This window comes from Bradyrhizobium barranii subsp. barranii, assembly GCF_017565645.3.
Taxonomy (GTDB): domain Bacteria; phylum Pseudomonadota; class Alphaproteobacteria; order Rhizobiales; family Xanthobacteraceae; genus Bradyrhizobium; species Bradyrhizobium barranii.
Genome location: NZ_CP086138.1, coordinates 24,231 through 44,165 on the forward strand (window position 1 = coordinate 24,231; position 19,935 = coordinate 44,165).

At 60.4% G+C, this 19,935-nt stretch carries 19 protein-coding genes and 5 pseudogenes; 13 read left to right on the forward strand and 11 right to left on the reverse strand.

Annotation, left to right across the window (positions count from 1 at the left end; all coding sequences use genetic code 11):
• Positions 1-50: 50 nt before the first annotated feature.
• Positions 51-335 (reverse strand): hypothetical protein, encoded by a 285-nt coding sequence (locus J4G43_RS53345; RefSeq protein ID WP_028154196.1) that lies wholly within the window; start codon positions 333-335, stop codon positions 51-53.
• Positions 336-497: 162 nt separating this feature from the next.
• On the opposite strand from J4G43_RS53345, the gene J4G43_RS53350 reads away from it, so the two are divergent.
• Positions 498-1,169, forward strand: coding sequence for a recombinase family protein (locus J4G43_RS53350; protein WP_225005974.1), 672 nt, complete (start codon positions 498-500; stop codon positions 1,167-1,169).
• Positions 1,170-1,311: 142 nt separating this feature from the next.
• Here J4G43_RS53350 and J4G43_RS53355 read toward each other — a convergent pair whose 3' ends face one another.
• Positions 1,312-2,190 carry a LysR family transcriptional regulator gene (locus J4G43_RS53355; RefSeq protein ID WP_210387780.1) on the reverse strand — a complete coding sequence of 293 codons (879 nt, stop codon included), beginning with the start codon at positions 2,188-2,190 and terminating at the stop codon, positions 1,312-1,314.
• Between the two features lie 165 nt (positions 2,191-2,355).
• Here J4G43_RS53355 and J4G43_RS53360 point away from each other — a divergent pair, with 165 nt between their 5' ends.
• Genes J4G43_RS53360 through J4G43_RS53375 form a run of 4 tightly spaced genes read left to right on the forward strand, consistent with a single transcriptional unit; the run spans position 2,356 to position 4,221 of the window.
• Positions 2,356-2,685 carry a nuclear transport factor 2 family protein gene (locus J4G43_RS53360; RefSeq protein WP_028154193.1) on the forward strand — a complete coding sequence of 110 codons (330 nt, stop codon included), beginning with the start codon at positions 2,356-2,358 and terminating at the stop codon, positions 2,683-2,685.
• Entirely contained in the window at positions 2,682-3,470 is a 789-nt protein-coding gene (locus J4G43_RS53365) for an SDR family oxidoreductase (protein ID WP_038945802.1), read from the forward strand. Before J4G43_RS53360 ends, J4G43_RS53365 begins: the two co-directional genes overlap by 4 nt.
• A gap of 60 nt (positions 3,471-3,530) precedes the next feature.
• On the forward strand, positions 3,531-3,923 hold the full coding sequence (locus J4G43_RS53370) for a recombinase family protein (protein WP_129557305.1): 393 nt from the start codon (positions 3,531-3,533) through the stop codon (positions 3,921-3,923).
• Between the two features lie 43 nt (positions 3,924-3,966).
• A complete protein-coding gene (locus tag J4G43_RS53375; protein ID WP_028154191.1) occupies positions 3,967-4,221 on the forward strand; it encodes a hypothetical protein in 255 nt (84 codons plus the stop codon).
• 190 nt (positions 4,222-4,411) lie between these two features.
• On the opposite strand, the pseudogene J4G43_RS53380 reads toward J4G43_RS53375, so the two are convergent.
• Positions 4,412-5,217, reverse strand: a pseudogene (locus tag J4G43_RS53380) (IS6 family transposase).
• On the opposite strand from J4G43_RS53380, the gene J4G43_RS53385 reads away from it, so the two are divergent.
• Together J4G43_RS53385 and J4G43_RS53390 are read left to right on the forward strand one after the other, a co-directional pair.
• Entirely contained in the window at positions 5,201-5,617 is a 417-nt protein-coding gene (locus tag J4G43_RS53385) for a hypothetical protein (protein WP_208089659.1), read from the forward strand. The pseudogene J4G43_RS53380 and the gene J4G43_RS53385 overlap by 17 nt on opposite strands.
• Positions 5,616-5,858, forward strand: a pseudogene (locus J4G43_RS53390) (hypothetical protein); the annotation flags it as partial. The gene J4G43_RS53385 and the pseudogene J4G43_RS53390, both read left to right, overlap by 2 nt.
• Here the strand turns inward: J4G43_RS53390 and J4G43_RS53395 are convergent.
• The gene (locus tag J4G43_RS53395) at positions 5,840-6,217 is read right to left on the reverse strand and encodes a hypothetical protein (RefSeq protein WP_225006037.1); all 378 of its coding nucleotides are present in this window, start codon (positions 6,215-6,217) and stop codon (positions 5,840-5,842) included. The pseudogene J4G43_RS53390 and the gene J4G43_RS53395 overlap by 19 nt on opposite strands.
• A 279-nt stretch (positions 6,218-6,496) precedes the next feature.
• Between J4G43_RS53395 and J4G43_RS53400 the strand changes: the two genes are divergently transcribed.
• Positions 6,497-6,700, forward strand: a complete 204-nt coding sequence (locus tag J4G43_RS53400) for a hypothetical protein (RefSeq protein ID WP_011084467.1) — start codon at positions 6,497-6,499, stop codon at positions 6,698-6,700.
• A gap of 713 nt (positions 6,701-7,413) precedes the next feature.
• Here the strand turns inward: J4G43_RS53400 and J4G43_RS53405 are convergent.
• Positions 7,414-8,940 carry a DUF1521 domain-containing protein gene (locus J4G43_RS53405; protein WP_208088726.1) on the reverse strand — a complete coding sequence of 509 codons (1,527 nt, stop codon included), beginning with the start codon at positions 8,938-8,940 and terminating at the stop codon, positions 7,414-7,416.
• A 1,252-nt stretch (positions 8,941-10,192) separates the two neighbouring features.
• On the opposite strand from J4G43_RS53405, the gene J4G43_RS53410 reads away from it, so the two are divergent.
• Positions 10,193-10,384, forward strand: a complete 192-nt coding sequence (locus tag J4G43_RS53410) for a hypothetical protein (RefSeq protein ID WP_014498042.1) — start codon at positions 10,193-10,195, stop codon at positions 10,382-10,384.
• 336 nt (positions 10,385-10,720) lie between these two features.
• On the opposite strand, the gene J4G43_RS53415 is transcribed toward J4G43_RS53410, so the two are convergent.
• Together J4G43_RS53415 and J4G43_RS56405 are read right to left on the reverse strand one after the other, a co-directional pair.
• The gene (locus J4G43_RS53415) at positions 10,721-11,950 is read right to left on the reverse strand and encodes an EAL domain-containing response regulator (protein WP_166354337.1); all 1,230 of its coding nucleotides are present in this window, start codon (positions 11,948-11,950) and stop codon (positions 10,721-10,723) included.
• Positions 11,951-12,203: 253 nt separating this feature from the next.
• Positions 12,204-12,305, reverse strand: a pseudogene (locus tag J4G43_RS56405) (IS3 family transposase); the annotation flags it as partial.
• 12 nt (positions 12,306-12,317) lie between these two features.
• Between J4G43_RS56405 and J4G43_RS53420 the strand changes: the two are divergent.
• Together J4G43_RS53420 and J4G43_RS53430 are read left to right on the forward strand one after the other, a co-directional pair.
• Positions 12,318-12,560: a hypothetical protein gene (locus J4G43_RS53420; RefSeq protein ID WP_038945954.1), complete on the forward strand. Its 243-nt coding sequence runs from the start codon at positions 12,318-12,320 to the stop codon at positions 12,558-12,560.
• 615 nt (positions 12,561-13,175) lie between these two features.
• The gene (locus J4G43_RS53430; RefSeq protein WP_060907906.1) at positions 13,176-14,519 is read left to right on the forward strand and encodes an IS1380-like element ISBdi2 family transposase; all 1,344 of its coding nucleotides are present in this window, start codon (positions 13,176-13,178) and stop codon (positions 14,517-14,519) included.
• A 125-nt stretch (positions 14,520-14,644) separates the two neighbouring features.
• Here J4G43_RS53430 and J4G43_RS56410 read toward each other — a convergent pair whose 3' ends face one another.
• Positions 14,645-15,016, reverse strand: a complete 372-nt coding sequence (locus J4G43_RS56410) for a transposase (RefSeq protein WP_208089660.1) — start codon at positions 15,014-15,016, stop codon at positions 14,645-14,647.
• Between the two features lie 332 nt (positions 15,017-15,348).
• Here J4G43_RS56410 and J4G43_RS53440 point away from each other — a divergent pair.
• A pseudogene (locus J4G43_RS53440) lies at positions 15,349-16,612 on the forward strand (IS256 family transposase).
• 273 nt (positions 16,613-16,885) lie between these two features.
• Here the strand turns inward: J4G43_RS53440 and J4G43_RS53445 are convergent.
• The 3 genes and pseudogenes from J4G43_RS53445 to J4G43_RS53455 form a co-directional block, all read right to left on the reverse strand.
• Positions 16,886-17,317, reverse strand: a pseudogene (locus J4G43_RS53445) (IS1380 family transposase); the annotation flags it as partial.
• Positions 17,318-17,644: 327 nt separating this feature from the next.
• Complete coding sequence (locus J4G43_RS53450) at positions 17,645-17,941, reverse strand: hypothetical protein (RefSeq protein ID WP_208089661.1); 297 nt, start codon at positions 17,939-17,941, stop codon at positions 17,645-17,647.
• A complete protein-coding gene (locus J4G43_RS53455) occupies positions 17,923-18,168 on the reverse strand; it encodes a hypothetical protein (protein WP_162136571.1) in 246 nt (81 codons plus the stop codon). Before J4G43_RS53455 ends, J4G43_RS53450 begins: the two co-directional genes overlap by 19 nt.
• A 264-nt stretch (positions 18,169-18,432) precedes the next feature.
• Here J4G43_RS53455 and J4G43_RS53460 point away from each other — a divergent pair, with 264 nt between their 5' ends.
• Entirely contained in the window at positions 18,433-19,842 is a 1,410-nt protein-coding gene (locus J4G43_RS53460) for a DUF2130 domain-containing protein (RefSeq protein WP_028154529.1), read from the forward strand.
• The last annotated feature ends 93 nt before the right edge of the window (positions 19,843-19,935 follow it).

Consider the following 19,935-nt stretch of genomic DNA (forward strand, 5'->3'; position numbering starts at 1 on the left):
TCGTTCACTGACGGCATCTACATCCGCTGGCCCTCCCATGCTGTGCGAGGTCAGCGTGCGTAGATCACGTCCCACCGGCCGTTATCGAGCTTCACGAAGCGAGCCGTGACGGTAATGCTGGTATCGAAGTAGGTGCACACGTAGCCCGGTTGGCCATTGGCTGGTGCGCAGCTCAGGTCGCGGATACCGGGATGACCGGTCGCGCTCACGACGTCGTCTCGCGAGGGCCCGCCGCACCCTGTCAGAAGTGACCCCAGCCCCATCCCGATGAGCGCGCGGACGATTGCGCGAGAACGACGACGAGCAGGCGGCGTGATTTTCTGAAATGGCTTCATTTCGCGCTTCCCCAAGAGCGAGACATGACTCTGCAAACCAGCGCGCTGCTTGCGATAAGCAGGGGCTAGTCGCGGGGAGATTACATGCGCGTAAATCCTGATTTACGCATGCGCTCGAAAAGCGCACGCTAGGGAAAAACAGGAAACGGCTCACTTGGTTTCATGAAACGCGCAACCTCGCGAAAAGATTCAACAAACTCCCGCCGCCAGATTTATCGTAGCCGTGAGGGAAGGGGGCTTGCAAAAATCAGGAGTTTTGCAAGCGGACAACAGAACCCCATGTGCGTCTATGGGTACGCCCGTGTCAGCACCAGCAGCCAAGAGCTGGACATACAACTCGCCCAACTCGACGCCGCCGGGTGCGAGAGGGTGTTTTGCGAAAAGGAAAGCGGCACCAAGGACAATCGCCGCGTGCTCTCCCAGCTCCTTCGGAGACTGCGGCCTGGTGATGTCGTGATTGTCTCGGCACACGATCGCCTGACGCGCGGCGGCCCTTTCAAGATGCTGAGCATCCTGGCTGAGATCACCTCACGTGGGGCCGCCTACAAATCGCTGGCCGAGCCGTGGGCGGATACGACGCACGAGCTTGGCGAGGTGCTGGCGGCTCTGGTTGGCTACATCGCCCGCAAGACCCGCGAAGACATCATTCGCCGTACCAGCGCCGGACGCGAGCGGGCCCGGCAGAATGGTGTGAGGTTTGGGCGCAAGCCGAAACTCACCATGGCGCAGCGCGAAGCCGCATTGGCGAGACGCCGGGCGGGAGAGAACCAAAAGGCCATTGCCCAGGCCTTCAACGTCATATCCCGGTTGAAGTCGACCAGCAGCAATGCGTAGCGCTCGCGGAAGCGCGCTAACGGCCGTACTATGCCGCATCTCGGGACTGACGGTGGCTCGAAGCCGCCGTCATAGCCGTCTGCCGTGTCACAGTCGTGTTTGTCGGCTCGGGGCGCTAGGACCGGGTCGCGGACCACCCCGTCTATGCAACCGTGCTCAAGGTATTGGCTCCACTTTGCCGCCGTGCGAAATCGACGAACGCCTTGAACGCGGCGGTCGGGTTTCGGCGGCTCGGATAGTAGAGACTCAAGGGCGAAAGCGTGGGCGTCCAGTCCTCGAGCACGCGCACAAGGCGGCCTGCTTCGATGTCGTTTCGCACGTCCGATTCCATCGCCAGGGTGAGGCCGACGGAAGCAAGGGCGGCGGTGCGTGCAAGGCTCGCTTCGTCGAGAGTGATGGCGCCATCAACGTCGATATGGACCGATTGTCCGTCCTTCTCGAAGGGCCAGCGGTAGATCGCGCCATCGGGAAGCCGGACGCGAAGACAAGAGTGCTCGGCAAGGTCCTGAGGGACCATGGGCGTACCGTGCGCCTCCAAATAGCTCGGTGAGCCCACCACAACGTTGCGCCTTACACCCCCAAACGGGAGTGCGATCATGTCCGCGGGCACGAGGTCTGAGCTACGAACGCCGAGGTCGAAGCCGCCCGCGACAATGTCCACCAGGCGGCCCTCCGTGACGATATCGATATGGACCTGGGGGTGCGCGCGCAGAAACGGCAGGACGAGCGAAGTGAAGATCTCCCGCGCCGCTGTCGGAAAGGCATTGATGCGCAGCGTGCCCGAAGGGGTGGCCTGTTGAGAGCGCGCAACCTCCATCGCCTCATGAATTTCCCGCACGGCCGGAGCAACTTGCGCGACGAACTGCTGGCCTGCCTCCGTCAATGAGACGCTTCGCGTTGTCCGGTTGAAGAGCCGTATGCCGAGCGCGCGCTCCAGCTTTCCAACGGCATTGCTGAGCGCGGTCGTTGAAACCCCGAGCTCAAGCGCAGCCGTGCGAAACTTGCCCCTGCGGGCGACCATGAGAACGGCGTCTAATTCGGTCAGGCTACTTTGCACAATTATCCCGGCTTTCGTGATGAGACATCCCGAATTGTCCTGATTATCGCGTGACCTGTCCACTGCTATCTTCGCTGCCAACCGCAAGCAGCCGCTTGAGGCTGCACCCGAAGTAAGAAGGACCAAACAATGACACTCGAACTTCCATCACCGATTGCCGCGTATGTGGCCGCGAACGCTCGTCTCGATGTAGACGGAATGTTGAGCCCCTTCTCGCGCGAGGCGGTCCTTTTTGCTGATGGAGGCCGTCACGAGGGCTACGCTGGAATGCGGGCCCTGTTCGAAGAAGCGGTGATCCCGGTCAAAGCGATCTTCACGCCGGACACCATCCGGCACGAGGACGGACAGGTCGTTGTCGAAGGCCTTGCCCATGGGGACTTCAAGGGCAGTCCGATCCGCTTCACCTACCGCTTCGATCTCGACGGCGATTTGATCAAGACCTTGGAGATCACAGCATGAGCATCCAGGCTAATCCGACCGAATTCGCCGGGAAGCGCGTGCTCATCAGCGGCGGCACCAAGGGTCTGGGCCGGGCCACCGTCGACCGCTTCCTTGCCGGCGGCGCCCGCGTGATCACGGCCGCCCGCGGAGACCTGGAGCCCATCGATGGCGTCGAGTTCGTCCAGGCGGATCTGACCACGGCCGAAGGCGGGGAAGCCCTGGCCAAGGCGGCGCTCGAGCGTTTTGGCGGGATCGATATTCTGGCCCATAATCTCGGGGGCTCGGCTATGCCGCCAGGCGGCTTCGTGGCACTGACCGACGACATCTGGCTCTCGGAGCTAAACTTGAACCTTTTGGCGACGGTTCGTCTTGATCGCCTCCTGATCCCGCAGATGATTGAGCGAGGCAATGGCGCGGTGGTGCACGTTACCTCGACCCAGTCGGTGCTGCCCCTGCCAGAGTCGACGACAGCCTATGCCGCCGCCAAGGCAGCGCTGAGGACCTACAGCAAGTCCATTTCCAAAGAACTGGGTCCAAAGGGTGTCCGGGTCAACATCGTCTGTCCCGGCTGGATCATGACCGAGGGCGCCGTTGAGCTGGTGAAGAATATGCAGGCTGCCAATGGCGGCACGTACGAGGAAGCGCGGCAAGCTGTCATGGGCTGGATCGGCGGAATCCCGATCGGACGTGGGGCCGAGCCATATGAGGTCGCCGAAGCAATCGCCTTCCTGGCCTCGGATCGCGCCTCCTCAATCCATGGCACGGAGCTCGTGGTCGATGGCGGCACCGTTCCAACCGTCTGATCACAGGATCACGTGCCCGCTTGGCCGGGCTGGCCAAAGCGTCGTGTTTAAGGCGATGTTGTGATTGTCTCGGCGCTGGATCGCCTGACGCGCGGCGGCCCTTTCAAGATGCTGAGCATCCTGGCTGAGATCACCTCACGTGGGGCCGCCTACAAATCCCTGGCCGAGCCCTGGGCGGATACGACGCACGAGCTTGGCGAGGTACTGGCGGCTCTGGTTGGCTACATCGCCCGCAAGACCCGCGAAGACATCATTCGCCGTACCAGCGCGGGGCGCGAGCGGGCCCGCCGGAATGGTGTGAGGTTCGGGCGCAAGCCGAAACTCAGCATGGCACAACGCGAAGCAGCGTTGGCGAGACGCCGGGCGGGAGAGAACCAGAAGGCCATTGCCAAGGCCTTCAACGTCAGTTGCTCGACAATTTCCCGGTTGAAGCCAACAGACACCGCCAGCTAAAAAGGCTCGCTCTATGTCAAGAGGCAACCAAAGGAATGATTTGATGGCGGGATGGATGGTGACGGTTGGGGTCGTCAGAGACGACGGCAAAATCGGCCATGAAATGTACGCCGTCGCGGTCGACGATCCGGAGCAGGCCGTGCAGGTTGCGTTAAGAGCAGCCAACAGCGACGCGGCGGTGGTCAACGGTGAGATTGACGAAGCCTCTATGAAATCGATTGGGCTGGAGGCTGGCGAGGTTCTGAAGGTACTGGACGAGAACTCTGACCCGCTCACGAGCGGTACGAAGCGCCACTAGGCCACGGGCATCAGGGCGTCGCCTCCAGTCTGCAAAAAGCTAAACCCCGCTATTGCGGGGCCACGACTCCGCCCGTCGACTGCGAGGTTCGGAGATGAACTATCGCCGGAAGTCTTAAGGGATTACCCTTTCCGATGAACTCAGGCTTTTCGAGAAGGGAGGCTCTGGCTCATCAGGGGGCATCGTCAACTTAATCGACCGCCGAGCCGAAGGAGGCGATTCTCAGAGGTCGAGAGTCGGCGATAGCGCTTGTCATGGAGATCTCGCGCCAAGTCGCAAAGGCCCGCTCGCGCGAAGCACGACGGAAGTCGGCGATGGCGGCTCCGGGATAGGGGATGTGGAAAAGGTTCGCGACCTGATCGTGAACTGACAGAAACCGTTGAGCTTGATGGGACGATTTGAAGCGCTTCATGATCCGCTCGCGTCGCCGCGTCGGCTGATGAGAATTCTCGGCCCGATTGTTGAGAGCTTTGTGCTGGCGATGTTCGACGTGAAAGCCCATCTTCGCCCTCGCAGCGCCGTACGAACGCAGCTTATCCGTGATCATCACGCGCGGCGGCGTGCCGGCGGATTTAGAGCTTCTTCATGAGCCGCTGCGCAACGCGCGAGTCTCTTCGGCGCTGGATCAAGACGTCGAGAATGAAGCCATTCTGGTCGACAGCGCGCCAGAGCCAATGTTGTTCGCCCGCGATCGAGATAACGACTTCGTCCAGATGCCATTTGTCACCGCGAGGGGGAGTGCGCTGGCGGATCCGATCGGAGAACGGCTTGCCGAATTTCCGTCCCCACTGGCGCACGGTTTCATAGGCCACGCCAATGCCACGCGCCGCCAGCATTTCCTCGACCATGCGCAAGCTTAAGGGAAGCCGGAAATATAACCAAACGGGATAACTGATCACTTCCGGTGCGATGGCGGCGATAAAGAGGGTCCCGGGCGGTCTGCCGGTCGTCTACCCCTCCGCCGCTCCAATTCGTTAATTTGACGGTACCGTTCAATGGACTGTCCCTGTCGAAGGTTGCGGCCGATCTTGCGGCGCACGCCGTCAACGGCTGGCTGCCGGAGGTCATCAACGATTTCGGCAATCTCGGCTTTGTCCGACCTGCTGGCATCGTGTTTCTCAGCAACTTATTCGCATGGATGAGCGCTCATCAAACCAAAATCACGCTCACCAACCTCAGGGGCAAACGCCGTCAGGTTTCTGGACGACCCCCTGTTCTTCGAGCAGCATTGCGGCGCAAAGTTTCGCCCGGATGCATCACCACGGTCGACAACGCGACCACTGATGAGGATCGCTCATCAGCGATTGCCATGGCTGGCTGGAACACAACCTTGTTCCTTGGCTGGCTGCGCGCCTGTCGATCTCTCCCGCGAGCGGCGTGTACAACCGGCCGGTAGCCGCCATGCCCATCTGATCGCGGGCATCTGGACCGGGTTCAAGGGCGACCGGGGCACCAAGTCCAAGCCGGCCCCCGGCCCTCACCTCGTTTATGGCTTCCTGACGACCGATGAGGAGCGCGACGTATGGATGCGCGCGCCGCGGGATGAAGCAAAGGCATTGCAGCGGCCGTTGCCGGATGATGCGCTGAAGATCGTGATGCGCGGCGCGGATAAGGAAGATCAGCCAACAGCAGGGTAGCGATGCTTTAGCGCCGCAATCGGTATGGTGGCCATACCAATTATGGGGACAAGAGGTCTGATGTTGTTCAAATCGCCAACAACGGCCGTGCTCATCATCAGCGCACGCCGATGGCCGAAGCGTTGCATTTCTGCAGGGCGCGGCGTTCGGCATTGCTGCGAACTGCCCGAAACTTCATCTGTATACGAAAGCAATCGCTCAATCGAAAAACGGTATCCGAGGAGTTCGCCAAGGCAACGCAAAGGAATTTGCAGAGGGCGCGTTTCTGTTCCACGAATTGCTAACTGGCGGAAAAGGAGACGAATGTGATGGCGGCTCGTGCACCTGCGATAACGTATGCGGCCTTCGCCCCGGTACATGCTACTTCGTGATCGAACCGTCGGAGGTAAAGCCCTGAGTCCGCAATTCTTTAAGGCAGCACCTTGACGAGATTGGCCCGCTTGCGTGCAGCCAGCTCGACAGCAGCATCGCGCGCCGCTTTGAATGTCATCACTTCCGCTGGCGCGTGCTCATGATCCTTCTCGATCATGGATGAAGCCGCCAAGGAAGCTCGATCTTAGTCAGCTTTTCGCAAGCTGCTCCTGCTAGCATGAAGAGGATAGGTCATCTAGGCGACGCCGCTATCCGGGTGTTACGACATGAACGCAGACGCAGCCGATATCAATGCAACAGCGTCGCAGGTTGGCGCCCCCTCCGACACCGCCGAGAACGGCGGCGATGACACGCGTGCAGCGCTACTGCGCCGAGCATTCGAAAAGGCTCTTGTTTCCGTCGCGACGCAAGTCATAAGCGATTCGCAGTCGGATATGGATGAGGCCATGAGCGAGCTTGATGATGGATGAGCCGATGGTCGGCGCCAGATAGCGATACGGCCGCCTGGTGATTGAATCGAAGACGTGCCAAGTGAGACTTGGCACACGCCAGCAGTTAGATGCGCATTCTATGATCTTTCAGGTCCGCTGCGAACTGCTCCGCGAATCCGAATGCACCTGGATCTTTTTGGCAGCGGGCTGCTGCGACGTCCCTTTGGCGTCCCCAACAGCAGACTTTGACGGAAATGGTGATGCTCAAAGCCATGGCGCCTCCGGCTTCGTGAGAGGATGATGGATGTTCTGGGGGCGCAAGGGTTCACGCCCGGCTTCGTAGGCTAAAGACAGGCAGGGCTCAACGCGAAACAGGGCTTATGCTTTTGAGCCGAGGGTAGATCGCGCCGCAGAGGCCGTCCCCAATCCAATCTACGATCTTGGCCGGGATTTTCGCTGCGACGCCTGCATCTGCAGGACGTTGACTTGCAGACAGACCTGAGAGCACCGTTCCCGTGCAGCGCCTCCATCGCCGGCAACGCGCCGCAGCAATTCTAGCCGGGTAGCCGGGTCTGGAGGCCCTCCGCCCGTTTGTCGGCGCCAAGGCTGCGATTGCCAAGACAATCTGGCTGTTACCGTCGATCCTAAATCGATAGATCGCCAAGCTGCCCTTCTCGCGGCCGTTTGGCGAAAATGAAAGGCGGGCGCTAGCGCCCGCTTCCACGAGTTTCCGACCTCCCCGGGATCAGGCCTCATGCCGGCTGTGCATCGCGACCGAAAATGCGCCGGAACATGGCCTCGCGCATCATCGTCTTGAAATCCGGCGGCGCATCCGGGTTCTCATTGTGGTTGATCACCGACTGCGTCACCTTGCGTCCGGAGTTGTCAACCCACCCCTGATTTGTCTCATGGATTGTCTGAGCTCCATCGGACGTCAGCTGATCAAGCGTCCGCCCAGCATTAGACTGCGTGACCTTCAGATTGTTTTTCCCATCCTTGTCGTCGCCGAGTCCCTCCACAACCATGGCATTGTCGCCGTTGGTGATGGTGAGCTTCGAGGAGATGGTTTTTCCCTTGCCATAATCGACCGTGTCCACCGTAATCTTCGTGCCGTCGTCGAGCTGGAAGGTCATACCTTTCTTGAAGTCGAAATCGTCCTTGCCGTCGCCATTAGCATCGACGTGAGGATCGCCGTGGATCCTCGAGACATGGCCGGTCTGGTTGTTCCTAACGGTCCAGGTGCCGTCCTTCTCATCGGCTGTGATCGTATACTTATCACCAAGGTTGATCGTCGCCTTGCCGTCCTTGACCTCGTGCGACCACACTGGCGCTGGCTGAGATGACGGCGCTGGCGTCTGAGCGACGGCAAGCGGAACCATCGCAAGAGGCGGCGGTGGAGGAGGAACGAAGAACACGGGTGTTGCAGTGGCAGGCGTTGCGATTGCAGACTGGTAGTTGCCCGGCGCGCGACCCTGTTCGCCGGCATCGATACTCGCCTGATTCACCACGCCGCCGGCGCCATCGACCCAGCCTTGGCCGCTCTCATGGATCGTCTGGGCACCATCGGGTGTCAGCTCATCAAGAGTCATGCCAGCGTTGGACTGAGTCACCCTCAGATTGTTTTTGCCATCCTTGTCGTCGCCGAGCCCCTCCACAACCATCGCGTTGTGGCCGTTCGTAATGGTCAGCTTTGAGGAGATGGTCTCACCATTACCGTAGTCGACATTATTGACGGTAATCTTGGTCCCATCGTCGAGCTGGAAGGTCATATCTTTCTTGAAGTCGAAGTCATCCTTGCCGTCCCCGTTAGCGTCAACATGGGGATCGCCATGGATCTTCGTGACATGGCCGGTCTGGTTGTTGCGAACGGTCCAGGTGCCATCCTTCTCATTGGCTGTGATCGTATATTTGTCGCCGAGGTTGATCGTGGCCTTGCCATCCTTGACCTCATGCGTCCATACCGGATCGACGGAAGGCTCCGAACCCGAACTTTGCTGGCTCAACAGCATGGAAGGAGGAGGCGGAGCCATCATGTACACGGGAGCAGCCACGACTGGAGTGACGACCGCCGGAGCCACGACAGCGGTTGTGACGCCACCTGCAGGAACGACAACGACGGCAGCGCCTGCCGGCAGGTACTGGTAGGCACCCGGCGTGGCATACTGTCCCAACAGTGTGCTGAAAGCTGGGCTGGCAACCACCCCCTCTGACCCCACCCCATTCACCGTCGAATCGAGTGCGCCGACCACGGGGAGACCGGCCACGGGAAGATACGCCATTTAGTTCACTCCTGATTGCATCGAAGAAAGCGGTAAAACTGCGAGCGTTATGGTGAGCGAATGAATGCCTCTCGCCACCAGCCCCGGCAGCCTCGATGAGCCCCCCTCTCTCATCACCTTCGCAGCGGCTCGGCGCGAGCATATCGCGCCCATCGAACTCGCAGGGACTCTACCTGCAGCACCTGTCGAAAAGCTGACGACAATGAACCACCGACTGAGCATCGCAACCCTCGTAGCATCCGAGGGGTGCGGATCGCATGGTTGCTCGCGGCGGCCGGCCGTCACGACGGACCATCTCAGGCAACTATCGACGCCCGCCGATCACATGTGATACGTCGCTTCGTTAACATCGATCGACTGTCCGATGTCGGCTGCGCCGATCGGTCCTGTTGCATGCGAGATTCGCGCCGCTTGCTCTTGATGCAACAATCATCGGGACCGAGAGGCACATCATTTTGTCGATAAGTGACGCGGTCGCCGCAATTCCGCCAGTCACTCCATCGGATCTGGGAAGCAGCATTCCAACCGCTCCGGCCACGCCGCTATTGCCGCCAGCGGCGATCCGAAGATTCCGGACGCGATCTGTGGGGATACCGGCGATCACACCAACAGCCTCTACAGCATCAGCGCGCGGCCCTAACCAGGCTACCGCCCCACGCCATGAGTCTCCAAAGACTTCAGATTGGATGACTCAGCGTGATCGACAAACGCCACAGCCAACCTGTTGGCCGATCGACCCAAGTGCGCGCCTGACCGCGCACGCAGGTCAGAATTTCGCTGCTAGCCTCACTAGATCAACCAACTGCGTCTAAACGCAGAGGCACGTCCGCCGTCCCCTTGCCGGTTCGGCCCACGTCGACCATAGGCGCGACCAGCGAAGCCTAGGTGAGGTTGCAGCTGCCGGCAGGTGATGGGCTGCTGCAAAGGATCGACCTAATCACCCCGACCGAGACTCGTCAGCTTCTCGAAAGGTAGCGCGCCTAGCGTGAGGCTGCTGAACTCTAGGCGAGCACGTCTATTGAGACGTAACAAGACGAGCATAGGAGAAAGCGATGGCCGCCGAAAACAAGAACGCCGGCAAAACGGACAACGTACAGCCCAAGACCGTTGGTCTCGGCAAGAGCGCCGAACTGAGCCTGAGAAGTCTGGGGGGCGAGCACCGTCTTTCTTTCTATTCCTGCCCCTCGTATCGTCGGCCCGCCCGACGTAGCAGGCCACAACTAACGACTATCATAAAGAAAGGTGAATAGACATGGCGGTTAATAGTGTTGGCGGTAACGGCGCCGCTCCTGCTACCCAGCAGACCCAGGATGCCGGTTTCCAGAACCAGATGGCTGAGTTCGAGCGTGTTAGCCAAAAAGTTCAGGCCCAGGCCGTGGCAATGCGCAGAATTACGACCGAGCTCTCTTCTGAGAAGAAGGTCGCCGACGAGCGCGTCCAATAAGTCTGCCAAGACGGCGGCTCAGCGCGTCGCTACCGGATCCGCGCAGTGAATGACGAACTCCGGAAGAGCCGTGCGGCAACTGCCGTACGGCTTATCTCGTTATTCAGGAGATTATCCTGAACGAATCGATCTCTCGAGCTTGAAGTGCATAGCAAAGCCGAGGGGAAGACGACCGCCGTCAGCATGTGAGTTGGCGCGGGGCCCGGCGCCGATCGGCACGTTAAGCCGTTGACATCATTAATCTGGGCAGGGTCATTCCATCCGCCGATTCACACAAAGCGCCTGATCGCCCGCGGCGAAGCGCTGCGCGCGATCGATGGCGACACTCGCGCCTGACTAGGCGCCATGCCTCAGGACGATCGGCTCTTTCTCCGAGAAGTGCGTGCGCGAGCGGGCGAACTTCTTGACGCCCATCGGCTTGCCGAACAGGTAACCCTGGACCTGATCGAAATCCATCTCATGTGCGGCAAGAAAGTCCGCGCGCGTCTCGACCCCCTGCGCAATTACCTGCGCGCCGGAGTCGTGTGCGAGCTCGACGATACGCCGGCACACCGTCTGCTTGAGGCGCTGATCCGCGCAACCGGTGACGTATTGATGGTCGACCTTCAGCTGGACGAACGGAAAGTTCGGCAATCCCAGCAAGGATGGCCACTTCGCGCCGACATTGTCGATCGAGATGCCGATATTGTGCAGGCGAACGCGCCGGGCGACATCGATCGCCAGGTCGAGATTGTCGATCACCTCGGCGCTGTCGATCTCGATCAGCAGGCCGGCGAACGCCGCATGATCCGGAATCCGGTAGCAAAGCTCGCGCACCGCAGCATCGTCGGCCAGAAACGAGATCGGCAGGTTGATCGAGAGATCGACCGGTCCGATCTGCCCGAGCAGATAGCGCCAGTCCGCGATCGCGCGCGCGATCACGAACTCGGACAGCGCATGAAAATGCGGATCGCTTTCGTCGGGGATGAAGTAGGCCGGCGGCACGACGCCCCATGCGGGATGGCGCATCCGGATCAGCGCCTCGGCGCCGCTCGGAACCAATGTCCGGAGATGAAGTTTCTGCTGATACCACAGCTCGAGCGAGCTGGCTTTCAGCGCTTCGGGCACATCCACTGCCGGGCTCGGTGCGGGCTCGAGCGGCATCAATGACGCAAGACTGTCACGAAGGGTTCCGGCGCTGAACGGGGTGGAGAGGGCCGGCAGCATGGCGATGCCGTATTCATCGCCGATCTGCCGAACCGCTTTGACGATGATCGAGTCCGGCTGGCCGATGACGAGGACCTTGCCGCCGTAGTCCTTTCTCACCAAAGTCTCGAGAATTTTACTGACTTCGATGCCATCCACGGACACGCCGAGCACCAGAAGATCGGGCCGTTCCGCGTCCAGCACGGTGTCGAGTTCCAAAGCCTGGCCGCATTCGCTGGTGATGAAGCCGAGGTCTTCCAGCGCCTCTGCGAGGAAGGTCCGAAGGTGTTTTTTGCTGTCCGCAATGCATGCGCGTGGGGTCAGCTTGCGATGTCCGAACCATCCGGCTCGCGTTTGTCCGATGTGACTGATGTGGTTCATGCCCCGCCTCATCCGTAATTACCCCGGCCTGACTCGTACATCCATGAGCGGCGGCAATCATGGAAATTTCTGGCTTATACATTGATTGCGCCGCTAACCTTAAAGGATTCAATTCGAATCAAATGACGCAAGCATCGGTGCGTCTCACCGCAGTCACGCGCGCAACAAATGCGTCACCTGGCGTTCATGAGGAGCAATCGCGTCTATCTTGGCCAGCGTTCATATGCGAGCGCGCCAACAGGCCGGACATACCCGGCGCCGGCTTTGTGGTTCTGGGCTTTGGTCCCAGCGCCGCGATGCCCATCTTGCGCATCAATCGCTGCACGCGTTTGCGATTGATGCGACGGCCTTCGCCAACAGGATAGCCATGAACGACGATCTGGACAGCCTTCTGTCCGGGCAGGGCGGTGCCGTGTCCGAGACCGAAACGAACGAGGTGCGGCAGCAGGAAGCGCAGGTTTCTGAGGGCGAAGGCCAACAGGAACAGATCAGCGAAGGTGGGGAAGGCGAAACGCAGGGCCAGAGCAAAATGGTCCCGCACGAAGCTCTCCACGCCGAGAAGCAGAAGGTCAAGCGCTACACGGAGGAGGTTTCAGAGTTCCGGAGTTGAGCATCGCCGTCATCCGCCGCGAGCCCAGGACGGCCAGGCCGTGAACAGCTGGTCGATCCGTCGCATCAGCTCAAGGTCGTTGTCATTGGCCGGCCGCGGCGGCCGATATACGCTCGATCGCGCAACGCCCAGCAGTTGGCATTGCCGGCGGATCGATAGCCCGTCTTATTCGCGAGAGGGCGCCTGAGAGGCTGGCGAGCGTGGTGTAAAGCGCTGATGCGGCGTAGGATTCGGTTGCGAAGCCACCCCATCACCTTCAACCGCGAACGCCACGCCCGCCATGACCGATGATACGATTTCAGACCACTATCGAGAAGCAAGAATTCAACACAAATAAAACCTCTGCCTCGCGCTCGATCTCTTCATGCTTGATAGTCTCGTTTCGGAGGCTGATCACCTACCGCGTCTAATAGGCCGCTCGCGCCGGTTTCTTTGGACGCGGCACGACCGCGACTCCACGTTTCGGCACAGAAATGATCGGGAGTCACTCAATCTTTCTTCAACTTAACCCGTCTTATTCGTAAGAGTGCGCCTGAGGGGTAAAGCGCTGATGCGGCGTAGGATTCGGTTGTGAAGCCAACCCCATCACCTCCAACCGCGAACGCCACGCCCGCCATGACCGACGATACGATTCCGCCCTTCTCGTTTCCAGCCGTTCACGCCAAGAAAGTCACAGCTGCCTTCGATGGTGGGCGCCTAACCTCGAACGGGGGCGTGATGCTTCTGGCGATGGCCGAGCGGCGTCTCGGTTTGGCCGACAATTTGGCCCGGGTGTTCCCGGATCGGCGCGATCCGACGCGGGTCGTGCACAGCCTGGTCGATATGTTCCGCGCGCGCATGTTCGCGATCTGCTGCGGCTACGAGGACGCCGACGACCTCGATCATCTGCGGTCCGATCCGGCATTCAAGCTGGCCTGCGGTCGCCTACCGGACACGGGCCGGGATTTGTGTTCCCAGCCGACGCTGTCGCGGCTGGAGAATGCTCCGCGCCTGCGCGACGTGATCCGGCTGACCTACACTTTGGTCGACGCATGGATGGATAGCTACCCGCGCGAGCCGGCATCCGTCACGCTCGACATCGATGATACCTGCGACGTCGTCCACGGCCATCAGCAGCTCTCGCTGTTCAACGCTCATTATGACGAACGCTGCTTCCTGCCGATCCACGTCTACGACACGGAGAAGAGCCGGCCCGTGGCCGTCGTGCTGCGGCCCGGCAAGACGCCGGGCGGCGTCGAGGTGCGTGCCCATCTGCGCCGCCTGGTACGGCATATCCGGACGCGATGGCACAACACGCAAATTACGTTCCGTGGCGACGGGCACTATGCCCGGCCGGAGGCCATGGCGTGGTGCGAGACCAACGGCATCGACTACATCTTCGGTCTGTCCGGCACCAAGCCTCTCGCCAGAAAAGTCGACGAGGTCGCCGACGACATCCGCACGCGACGCGCCATCGAGAACCTGCCGGTTCTGCGTGGCTATACCGAGACGCGCCACAAGGCAAAGTCCTGGGATCGCGAACGGCGCACTGTCGCCCGTATTGAGGCGACGATGCTCGGCCTCGACATCCGCTTCGTCGTCACCAGCCTCGATGTCGGCTCGGCCGAGTGGATCTACGACAGCCTGTATTGCGCGCGCGGCCAAGCCGAGAATCTGATCAAGCTGCATAAGACGCAGCTCGCCTCCGATCGCACCAGCTGCCGTTCGGCGCTCGCCAACCAGGTCCGTCTCGTGCTCCATACGGCCGCTTATTGGCTGATGCTGACCGTGCGCGACGCCATTCCCAAAGCCCGGGAATTGGCCGCTGCCGAGTTCGCGACGCTGCGTCTTCGGCTCTTGAAAATCGCCGCCCGTGTCGTCGAGACCACGAGCCGCATTCGCCTTGCGTTTGCCGCGGCATGTCCCGAAGCCGACCTGATCTGCGGCTTGCCCGGCGCGCTGCTGCCGCTCGGTCCTTGACCGGCGGGGCGTCCGCCCCCGTTCGCCCAACCCATCCCTCAAGCGCGTTGCAAAGTACCGGTCGTCAGGCGGCGAAAAGCCGAAGGCAATCCTGTGCGCCTCGTCAGACAAGATGTGCGGCCGCATCAATCGGGCCCAAAAGCCGCACTCTCACGAATAGGACGGGATAGACCCTCATGATCGCGCTGAAGCAATCCTCGGCGATCCGGCGCGCTCATCTTCCGGACCTCCTGGCTAAGAAATCTCGCTCGACCGTCAATTGTCCGATCTTGGCGTGGAGCTTCTCGACCTCCAGTTCGTGGGCCGCCATCCCGACCAGCGCCCGCGTCGAACGCCCGAACCGTCTGATCCTGAAGCTGCTTCTTCCACGCATAAATCTGGTTCACATGCACCTGGTAGCGCTGCGCCAGATCCGTCACCGTTGACTGTTCTCGCAGCGCCTCCAAGGCGATCTTTGCCTTCAGCGCTGCATCGATTTTCCGTCTCGTCTTCTTCATGGTCCGCTCCGTTTATCAAAACGGAACGGCATCCGCACCACCTAAGCCGCCGGTCCAAAATCCGGGGTCCACTTCACTCGCCGCCATCGCAATATGGCCAATTGAAAACGATGTGCTGGCCTTCTTCGTTTTGAAGCTCGCGCCACACTTCTTGTGCCCACCCGGCACCTTTCCAATCCAAAGTTCGAACGTCCTCGTCGACTCCCAGCCCTGATTTGCCAGCCCGGCACGTCTACAGAGCTATGCGGGAAACTGGGTGATGACGGAATGAGATAGGCGGCGTATCGAGGCGGGTGTCGAGCCTGCCAGAACCTCAAGGAGAGCGATACGCCATGAACGAGCATAGCAACATTGTCCCACTGCGTCAGCCCGATGAGATCGACGATCCACTGACGAATATTTTGCGATCTGGTGCTCGGCAGCTGCTTGCGCAGGCTGTCGAGATGGAAGCCGAGGCGTTTCTCGCCGCGATGAAGGGCTTGAAGCGTCCCGATGGCCGCGACCGCCTCGTGCGGCACGGCCATGGTCCAGTGCGGACGATCCAGACGGGGATCGGCGCCGTCGAAGTCGCCCGGGTAAAGATTCGCGATCGCGCGGTGACCAGCGATGGCGAGCGGATCCGCTTCACCTCGGCGATCCTGCCGTTGTGGGCACGGCGCACGAAGAGCTTGGATGCACTTTTGCCGGTTCTGTACCTGCGAGGCATCTCGACGGGCGACTTCCAGGAGGCGCTGGCGGCGCTCTTGGGCAAGGATGCGCCGAATCTTTCTCCGGGGGTGGTTTCCAGACTGACGACGGAGTGGCAGCTCGAGTACGAGCGTTGGCAGAAGCGCGATCTGTCGGCGCGCCGGTACGTATACGTGTGGGCGGACGGCGTCTTCCTGCAGGCTCGCATGGAAGACCACAGCGAATGCATGCTGGTGCTGATCGGCGCGACGCCGGAAGGCAAGAAGGAACTCATCGGCTTCCAGGTCGGCGTGCGCGAGAGCACGCAGAGCTGGCACGAACTGCTCGTCGAGGCGAAAACCCGTGGGCTGAAGATCGCCCCGGAAATCGCCGTCGGTGACGGCGCGCTCGGCTTCTGGAAGGCGCTCGACGAGGTCTTTCCCGCCACGCGACATCAGCGGTGCTGGGTGCACAAAACCGCGAATATCTTGAACAAAGTCGCAGTGTCGGTACAGGCCAGCATGAAGAAGGATCTGCGCGAGGTCTATTTGGCGTCCAACCGAGCTTCGGCCGAAGTGGCGATCGATGTCTTTGCCGAGAAATACGGAGCGTAGTACGACGGTCGAGTGCCTGACGAAAGATCGCGACGCAATGCTTGCGTTCTACGAATTCCCCGCCGAGCATTGGGACCACTTGCGGACGACGAATCCCATCGAAAGCGTGTTCGCGACGGTCCGGCACAGAACGGTGCGCACGAAAGGTTCGTTATCGTCAACGACTGCCAAGTTGATGGTGTTCAAGCTGCTCTGCGCCGCATCAAAGACCTGGCGGCGGCTGAAAGGCACAAATCAGTTGCCGAAGGTCATCGCAGGTGTCAGATTCGAAAACGGCATCGAGGTCATCCAAGTGCCGGAAAACCACGCCGCCTGATCGCCTCGTCACCCAAAATCCCGCATAGCTCGCTGACATCTGTCCGGCCTTGATTGCGACCGTCATATGTCGCGGGCCCGTATGGGAGTTCGCGGATCAGGTCCAAATCACAGCGGCGTACTTGGAAGCACTTGGGCATGTACTGGTTTTCCCGACCCCGTCTCATCGACTGTTGCGCCGTACCTTCGTGAGCGTCATCTGGCGACCACGCACTGAGGGTTGATCTAGTCGGCTAGGAAAATCTCGTGGAGAGGTTTGTCACGAGGTCACCATGTCAAGAGCGAGTTGTAAGGATGCCGGCTCGCGCGGGTAGCTATCCATCCATGCGTCGACCAAAATGTAGGTCAGCCGGATCACGTCGCGCAGGCGCGGCGCATTCTCCAGGCGTGACAGCGTCGGTTGGGAACACAAATCCCGGCCCGTGTCCGGTAGGCGACCGCAGGCCAGCTTGAATGCGGGATCGGACCGCAGATGATCGAGGTCGTCGGCGTCCTCGTAGCCGCAGCAGATCGCGAACATGCGCGCGCGGAACATATCGACCAGGCTGTGCACGACCCGCGTCGGATCGCGCCGATCCGGGAACACCCGGGCCAGATTGTCGGCCAAACCGAGACGCCGCTCTAGGCGTCCACCATCGAAGGCAGCTGTGACTTTCTTGGCGTGAATGGCTGGAAACGAGAAGGGCGGAATCGTATCGTCGGTCATGGCGGGCGTGGCGTTCGCGGTTGGAGGTGATGGGGTTGGCTTCACAACCGAATCCTACGCCGTATCAGCGCTTTACACCACGCTCGCCAGCCTCTCGGGCGCCTCTTACGAATAAGACGGGCTAAGTCGCAACTGGGGATTCTAGGCTGGCATCGAGCCGCCGGAGGACCCGATGCGACGCGGTTACGCCTCCGATCACCCTCAGCACCGCCTCCGGCTCGTGCGGGTCACCGCTGGTCCGGATGCCGCCGAAGATCCGGAATACCCAGATTGACATCTCCGGGAAATCCACGCCTTGCGCGCCCTCATACACGAGCGCGCCGGAACCTAGATCGTCGGTGATGCGGGAGCGGGCGTTGCGAGCAGCTGCCGGTGCATCTCCTCGCCTTGCCGATTAAGGAATCCCGCCCAAACGCCATGCTTCTTCCGATCGAGTATCGCTCCGAAGTGGTGGAACAGCAGCCCCTGCGTGATGAACTTGAACAGTTCGTCGACGCGGGTCGCATCGAACGGCAGTGTCATTGACGGCACGAGCATGCCGTTTTTAAGTATCAGCTCCTGCCGCTGCTCAGAGGCTAGTTGGGCCTTCAGCTTCGCGTTTTTCGCTAATCGCGGCTCAACCATCGTCGACAGGACGCCAAGCCATCTCGATGATTGCCGGCAAGCGGCAATACCGCGGTGAGATAGTGCTCATGGCCGCTCTTGACGCCGTTGCAGGCGCCGCAGGCCGGGACCTTAGGCAGGTTGTCCCGGCGGCTGATCGGCAAAAATTCGCGCGCCAGCACGTGGTCCATGGTCGCAGGTGGGGTGCCGCAGTAGACGCAGATTTTGCCAACGTGCCGCTTGCTCATGAGCGCAGTATACCATGACGCCGTTCCTTAGAGTTCGAGTCTTTGCAATGGTCAGCCGGGTTTCGATTCGCCCGGTGCTCGACTGCTGCCCGCAAACTCAGCCGTTATCGGAAAAACCGGGGAAAATGCCCGGAAGCGATGCGCATCGCTTGACCGTCCAGATTGGCCTGTTCTAATTTTGTTCTCAAATGCTCGGGGGCGATTCTGTGAGCCCCGCAGCCAGCTTTTCAACGGAAACAGGAAACGCCCATCCGGGCAGCAACCATGCACGAGATCATCTGTCCCCACTGTGCCAAGGCCTTCAAGGTCGATGAATCCGGCTATGCCGACATTCTGAAGCAGGTCCGCGACGCCGATTTCGCAAAGCAACTGCACGAACGGCTGGAATTGGCCGAGCGCGACAAGCAAAGCGCGGTGGAGCTGGCCAAGGCCCAAGTTGCCAGCGATCTGCAGAAGACCGCCGCTGCCAAGGATGCCGAAATCCAGGAGTTGAAGTCCAAGCTCGAGGCCAGTGGAGTTTCGCAGAAGCTCGCGGTGACCGAAGCGCTTAGCGCCGTCGAAAAGGAGCGTGACAGACTCGCGAACGCGCTGGCCGAGTCCGAGCGCGAGAAGAAGGCCGCCTCGGAGCTTGCCGAGGCGCTTCTGGCCAGCGAGCAGCACAAGATCACTGCCGCCAAGGAAAAGGAAATCCAAGAGCTGAAGGCCAAGCTTCAGGCCGTCGAGCTGGAGAAGAAGCTCGCCGTGACCGAAGCCGTCGGCGCTATCGAGAAAGAGCGCGATGAGCTGAAGAACGGCATCAAGCAGGTCCAGCTTGAAAAGCAGCTGTCCGAGCAGTCGCTCAAGGACAAGTATGAAACCCAGATCAAGGATCGGGACGACGCGATCGAACGCCTCAAGGATATGAAGGCCCGTCTCTCGACCAAGATGGTCGGCGAGACCCTCGAACAGCACTGCGAGACCGAGTTCAACCGGGTTCGCTCGATGGCGTTTCCGCGGGCCTATTTCGAGAAAGACAACGACGCCCGGACCGGCAGTAAGGGCGACTACATCTTCCGCGACTCGGATGAGGCCGGCACCGGGATCATCTCGATCATGTTCGAGATGAAGAACGAGTGCGACAAAACCGCCACGAAAAGCAAGAACGAAGATTTTCTCAAGGAGCTCGACCGGGATCGCACCGAAAAGGGCTGCGAATACGCCATCCTGGTCTCATTGCTCGAACCAGATAACGAGCTTTACAATACGGGCATCGTTGATGTCTTCCATCGCTACCCGAAAATGTATGTCATCCGGCCGCAGTTCTTCCTGCCGATGATTACGCTGCTGCGGAATGCGGCGATCAACTCGCTCAAATACAAGACCGAGCTCGCGCTTGTGAAGGCGCAGAATATCGACATCACTCAGTTTGAGAGCCAGCTCGAAACGTTCAAGACCGCATTCTCGAAGAACTTCGATCTTGCGTCCCGGCACTTCCAGACCGCAATCGCTGAGATCGATAAGTCGATTGATCACCTGCAGAAGACCAAGGACGCCTTGATTGGTGCGGACCGCAATCTCCGTCTTGCGAACGACAAGGCGCAGGATGTGACGATCAAGAAGCTGACAAAGGGCAATCCGACGATGGCGGCGAAATTTGCGGAGCTTAAGACCCCGCCTGCGGAAGCCGCGGAGTGAGGCTGCCAGTCGTGCCTCTGGCAAATCGTCTAATCGCATTCACGATTTACGTTTTCAACGACGGTATGGCTGGGCTTAACCCAAGAATGGCGA

Excerpts from the sequence above, each read along its gene's own strand:
- J4G43_RS53345 (WP_028154196.1), bottom strand. The coding sequence starts at position 335 with ATGAAGCCATTTCAGAAAATCACGCCGCCTGCTCGTCGTCGTTCTCGC.
- J4G43_RS53350 (WP_225005974.1), top strand. The coding sequence starts at position 498 with ATGAAACGCGCAACCTCGCGAAAAGATTCAACAAACTCCCGCCGCCAG.
- J4G43_RS53355 (WP_210387780.1), bottom strand. The coding sequence starts at position 2,190 with ATGGTCGCCCGCAGGGGCAAGTTTCGCACGGCTGCGCTTGAGCTCGGG.
- J4G43_RS53360 (WP_028154193.1), top strand. The coding sequence starts at position 2,356 with ATGACACTCGAACTTCCATCACCGATTGCCGCGTATGTGGCCGCGAAC.
- J4G43_RS53365 (WP_038945802.1), top strand. The coding sequence starts at position 2,682 with ATGAGCATCCAGGCTAATCCGACCGAATTCGCCGGGAAGCGCGTGCTC.
- J4G43_RS53375 (WP_028154191.1), top strand. The coding sequence starts at position 3,967 with ATGGCGGGATGGATGGTGACGGTTGGGGTCGTCAGAGACGACGGCAAA.
- J4G43_RS53395 (WP_225006037.1), bottom strand. The coding sequence starts at position 6,217 with ATGTACCGGGGCGAAGGCCGCATACGTTATCGCAGGTGCACGAGCCGC.
- J4G43_RS53400 (WP_011084467.1), top strand. The coding sequence starts at position 6,497 with ATGAACGCAGACGCAGCCGATATCAATGCAACAGCGTCGCAGGTTGGC.
- J4G43_RS53405 (WP_208088726.1), bottom strand. The coding sequence starts at position 8,940 with ATGGCGTATCTTCCCGTGGCCGGTCTCCCCGTGGTCGGCGCACTCGAT.
- J4G43_RS53410 (WP_014498042.1), top strand. The coding sequence starts at position 10,193 with ATGGCGGTTAATAGTGTTGGCGGTAACGGCGCCGCTCCTGCTACCCAG.
- J4G43_RS53415 (WP_166354337.1), bottom strand. The coding sequence starts at position 11,950 with ATGAACCACATCAGTCACATCGGACAAACGCGAGCCGGATGGTTCGGA.
- J4G43_RS53420 (WP_038945954.1), top strand. The coding sequence starts at position 12,318 with ATGAACGACGATCTGGACAGCCTTCTGTCCGGGCAGGGCGGTGCCGTG.
- J4G43_RS53430 (WP_060907906.1), top strand. The coding sequence starts at position 13,176 with ATGACCGACGATACGATTCCGCCCTTCTCGTTTCCAGCCGTTCACGCC.
- J4G43_RS56410 (WP_208089660.1), bottom strand. The coding sequence starts at position 15,016 with ATGAAGAAGACGAGACGGAAAATCGATGCAGCGCTGAAGGCAAAGATC.
- J4G43_RS53450 (WP_208089661.1), bottom strand. The coding sequence starts at position 17,941 with ATGGTTGAGCCGCGATTAGCGAAAAACGCGAAGCTGAAGGCCCAACTA.
- J4G43_RS53455 (WP_162136571.1), bottom strand. The coding sequence starts at position 18,168 with ATGAGCAAGCGGCACGTTGGCAAAATCTGCGTCTACTGCGGCACCCCA.
- J4G43_RS53460 (WP_028154529.1), top strand. The coding sequence starts at position 18,433 with ATGCACGAGATCATCTGTCCCCACTGTGCCAAGGCCTTCAAGGTCGAT.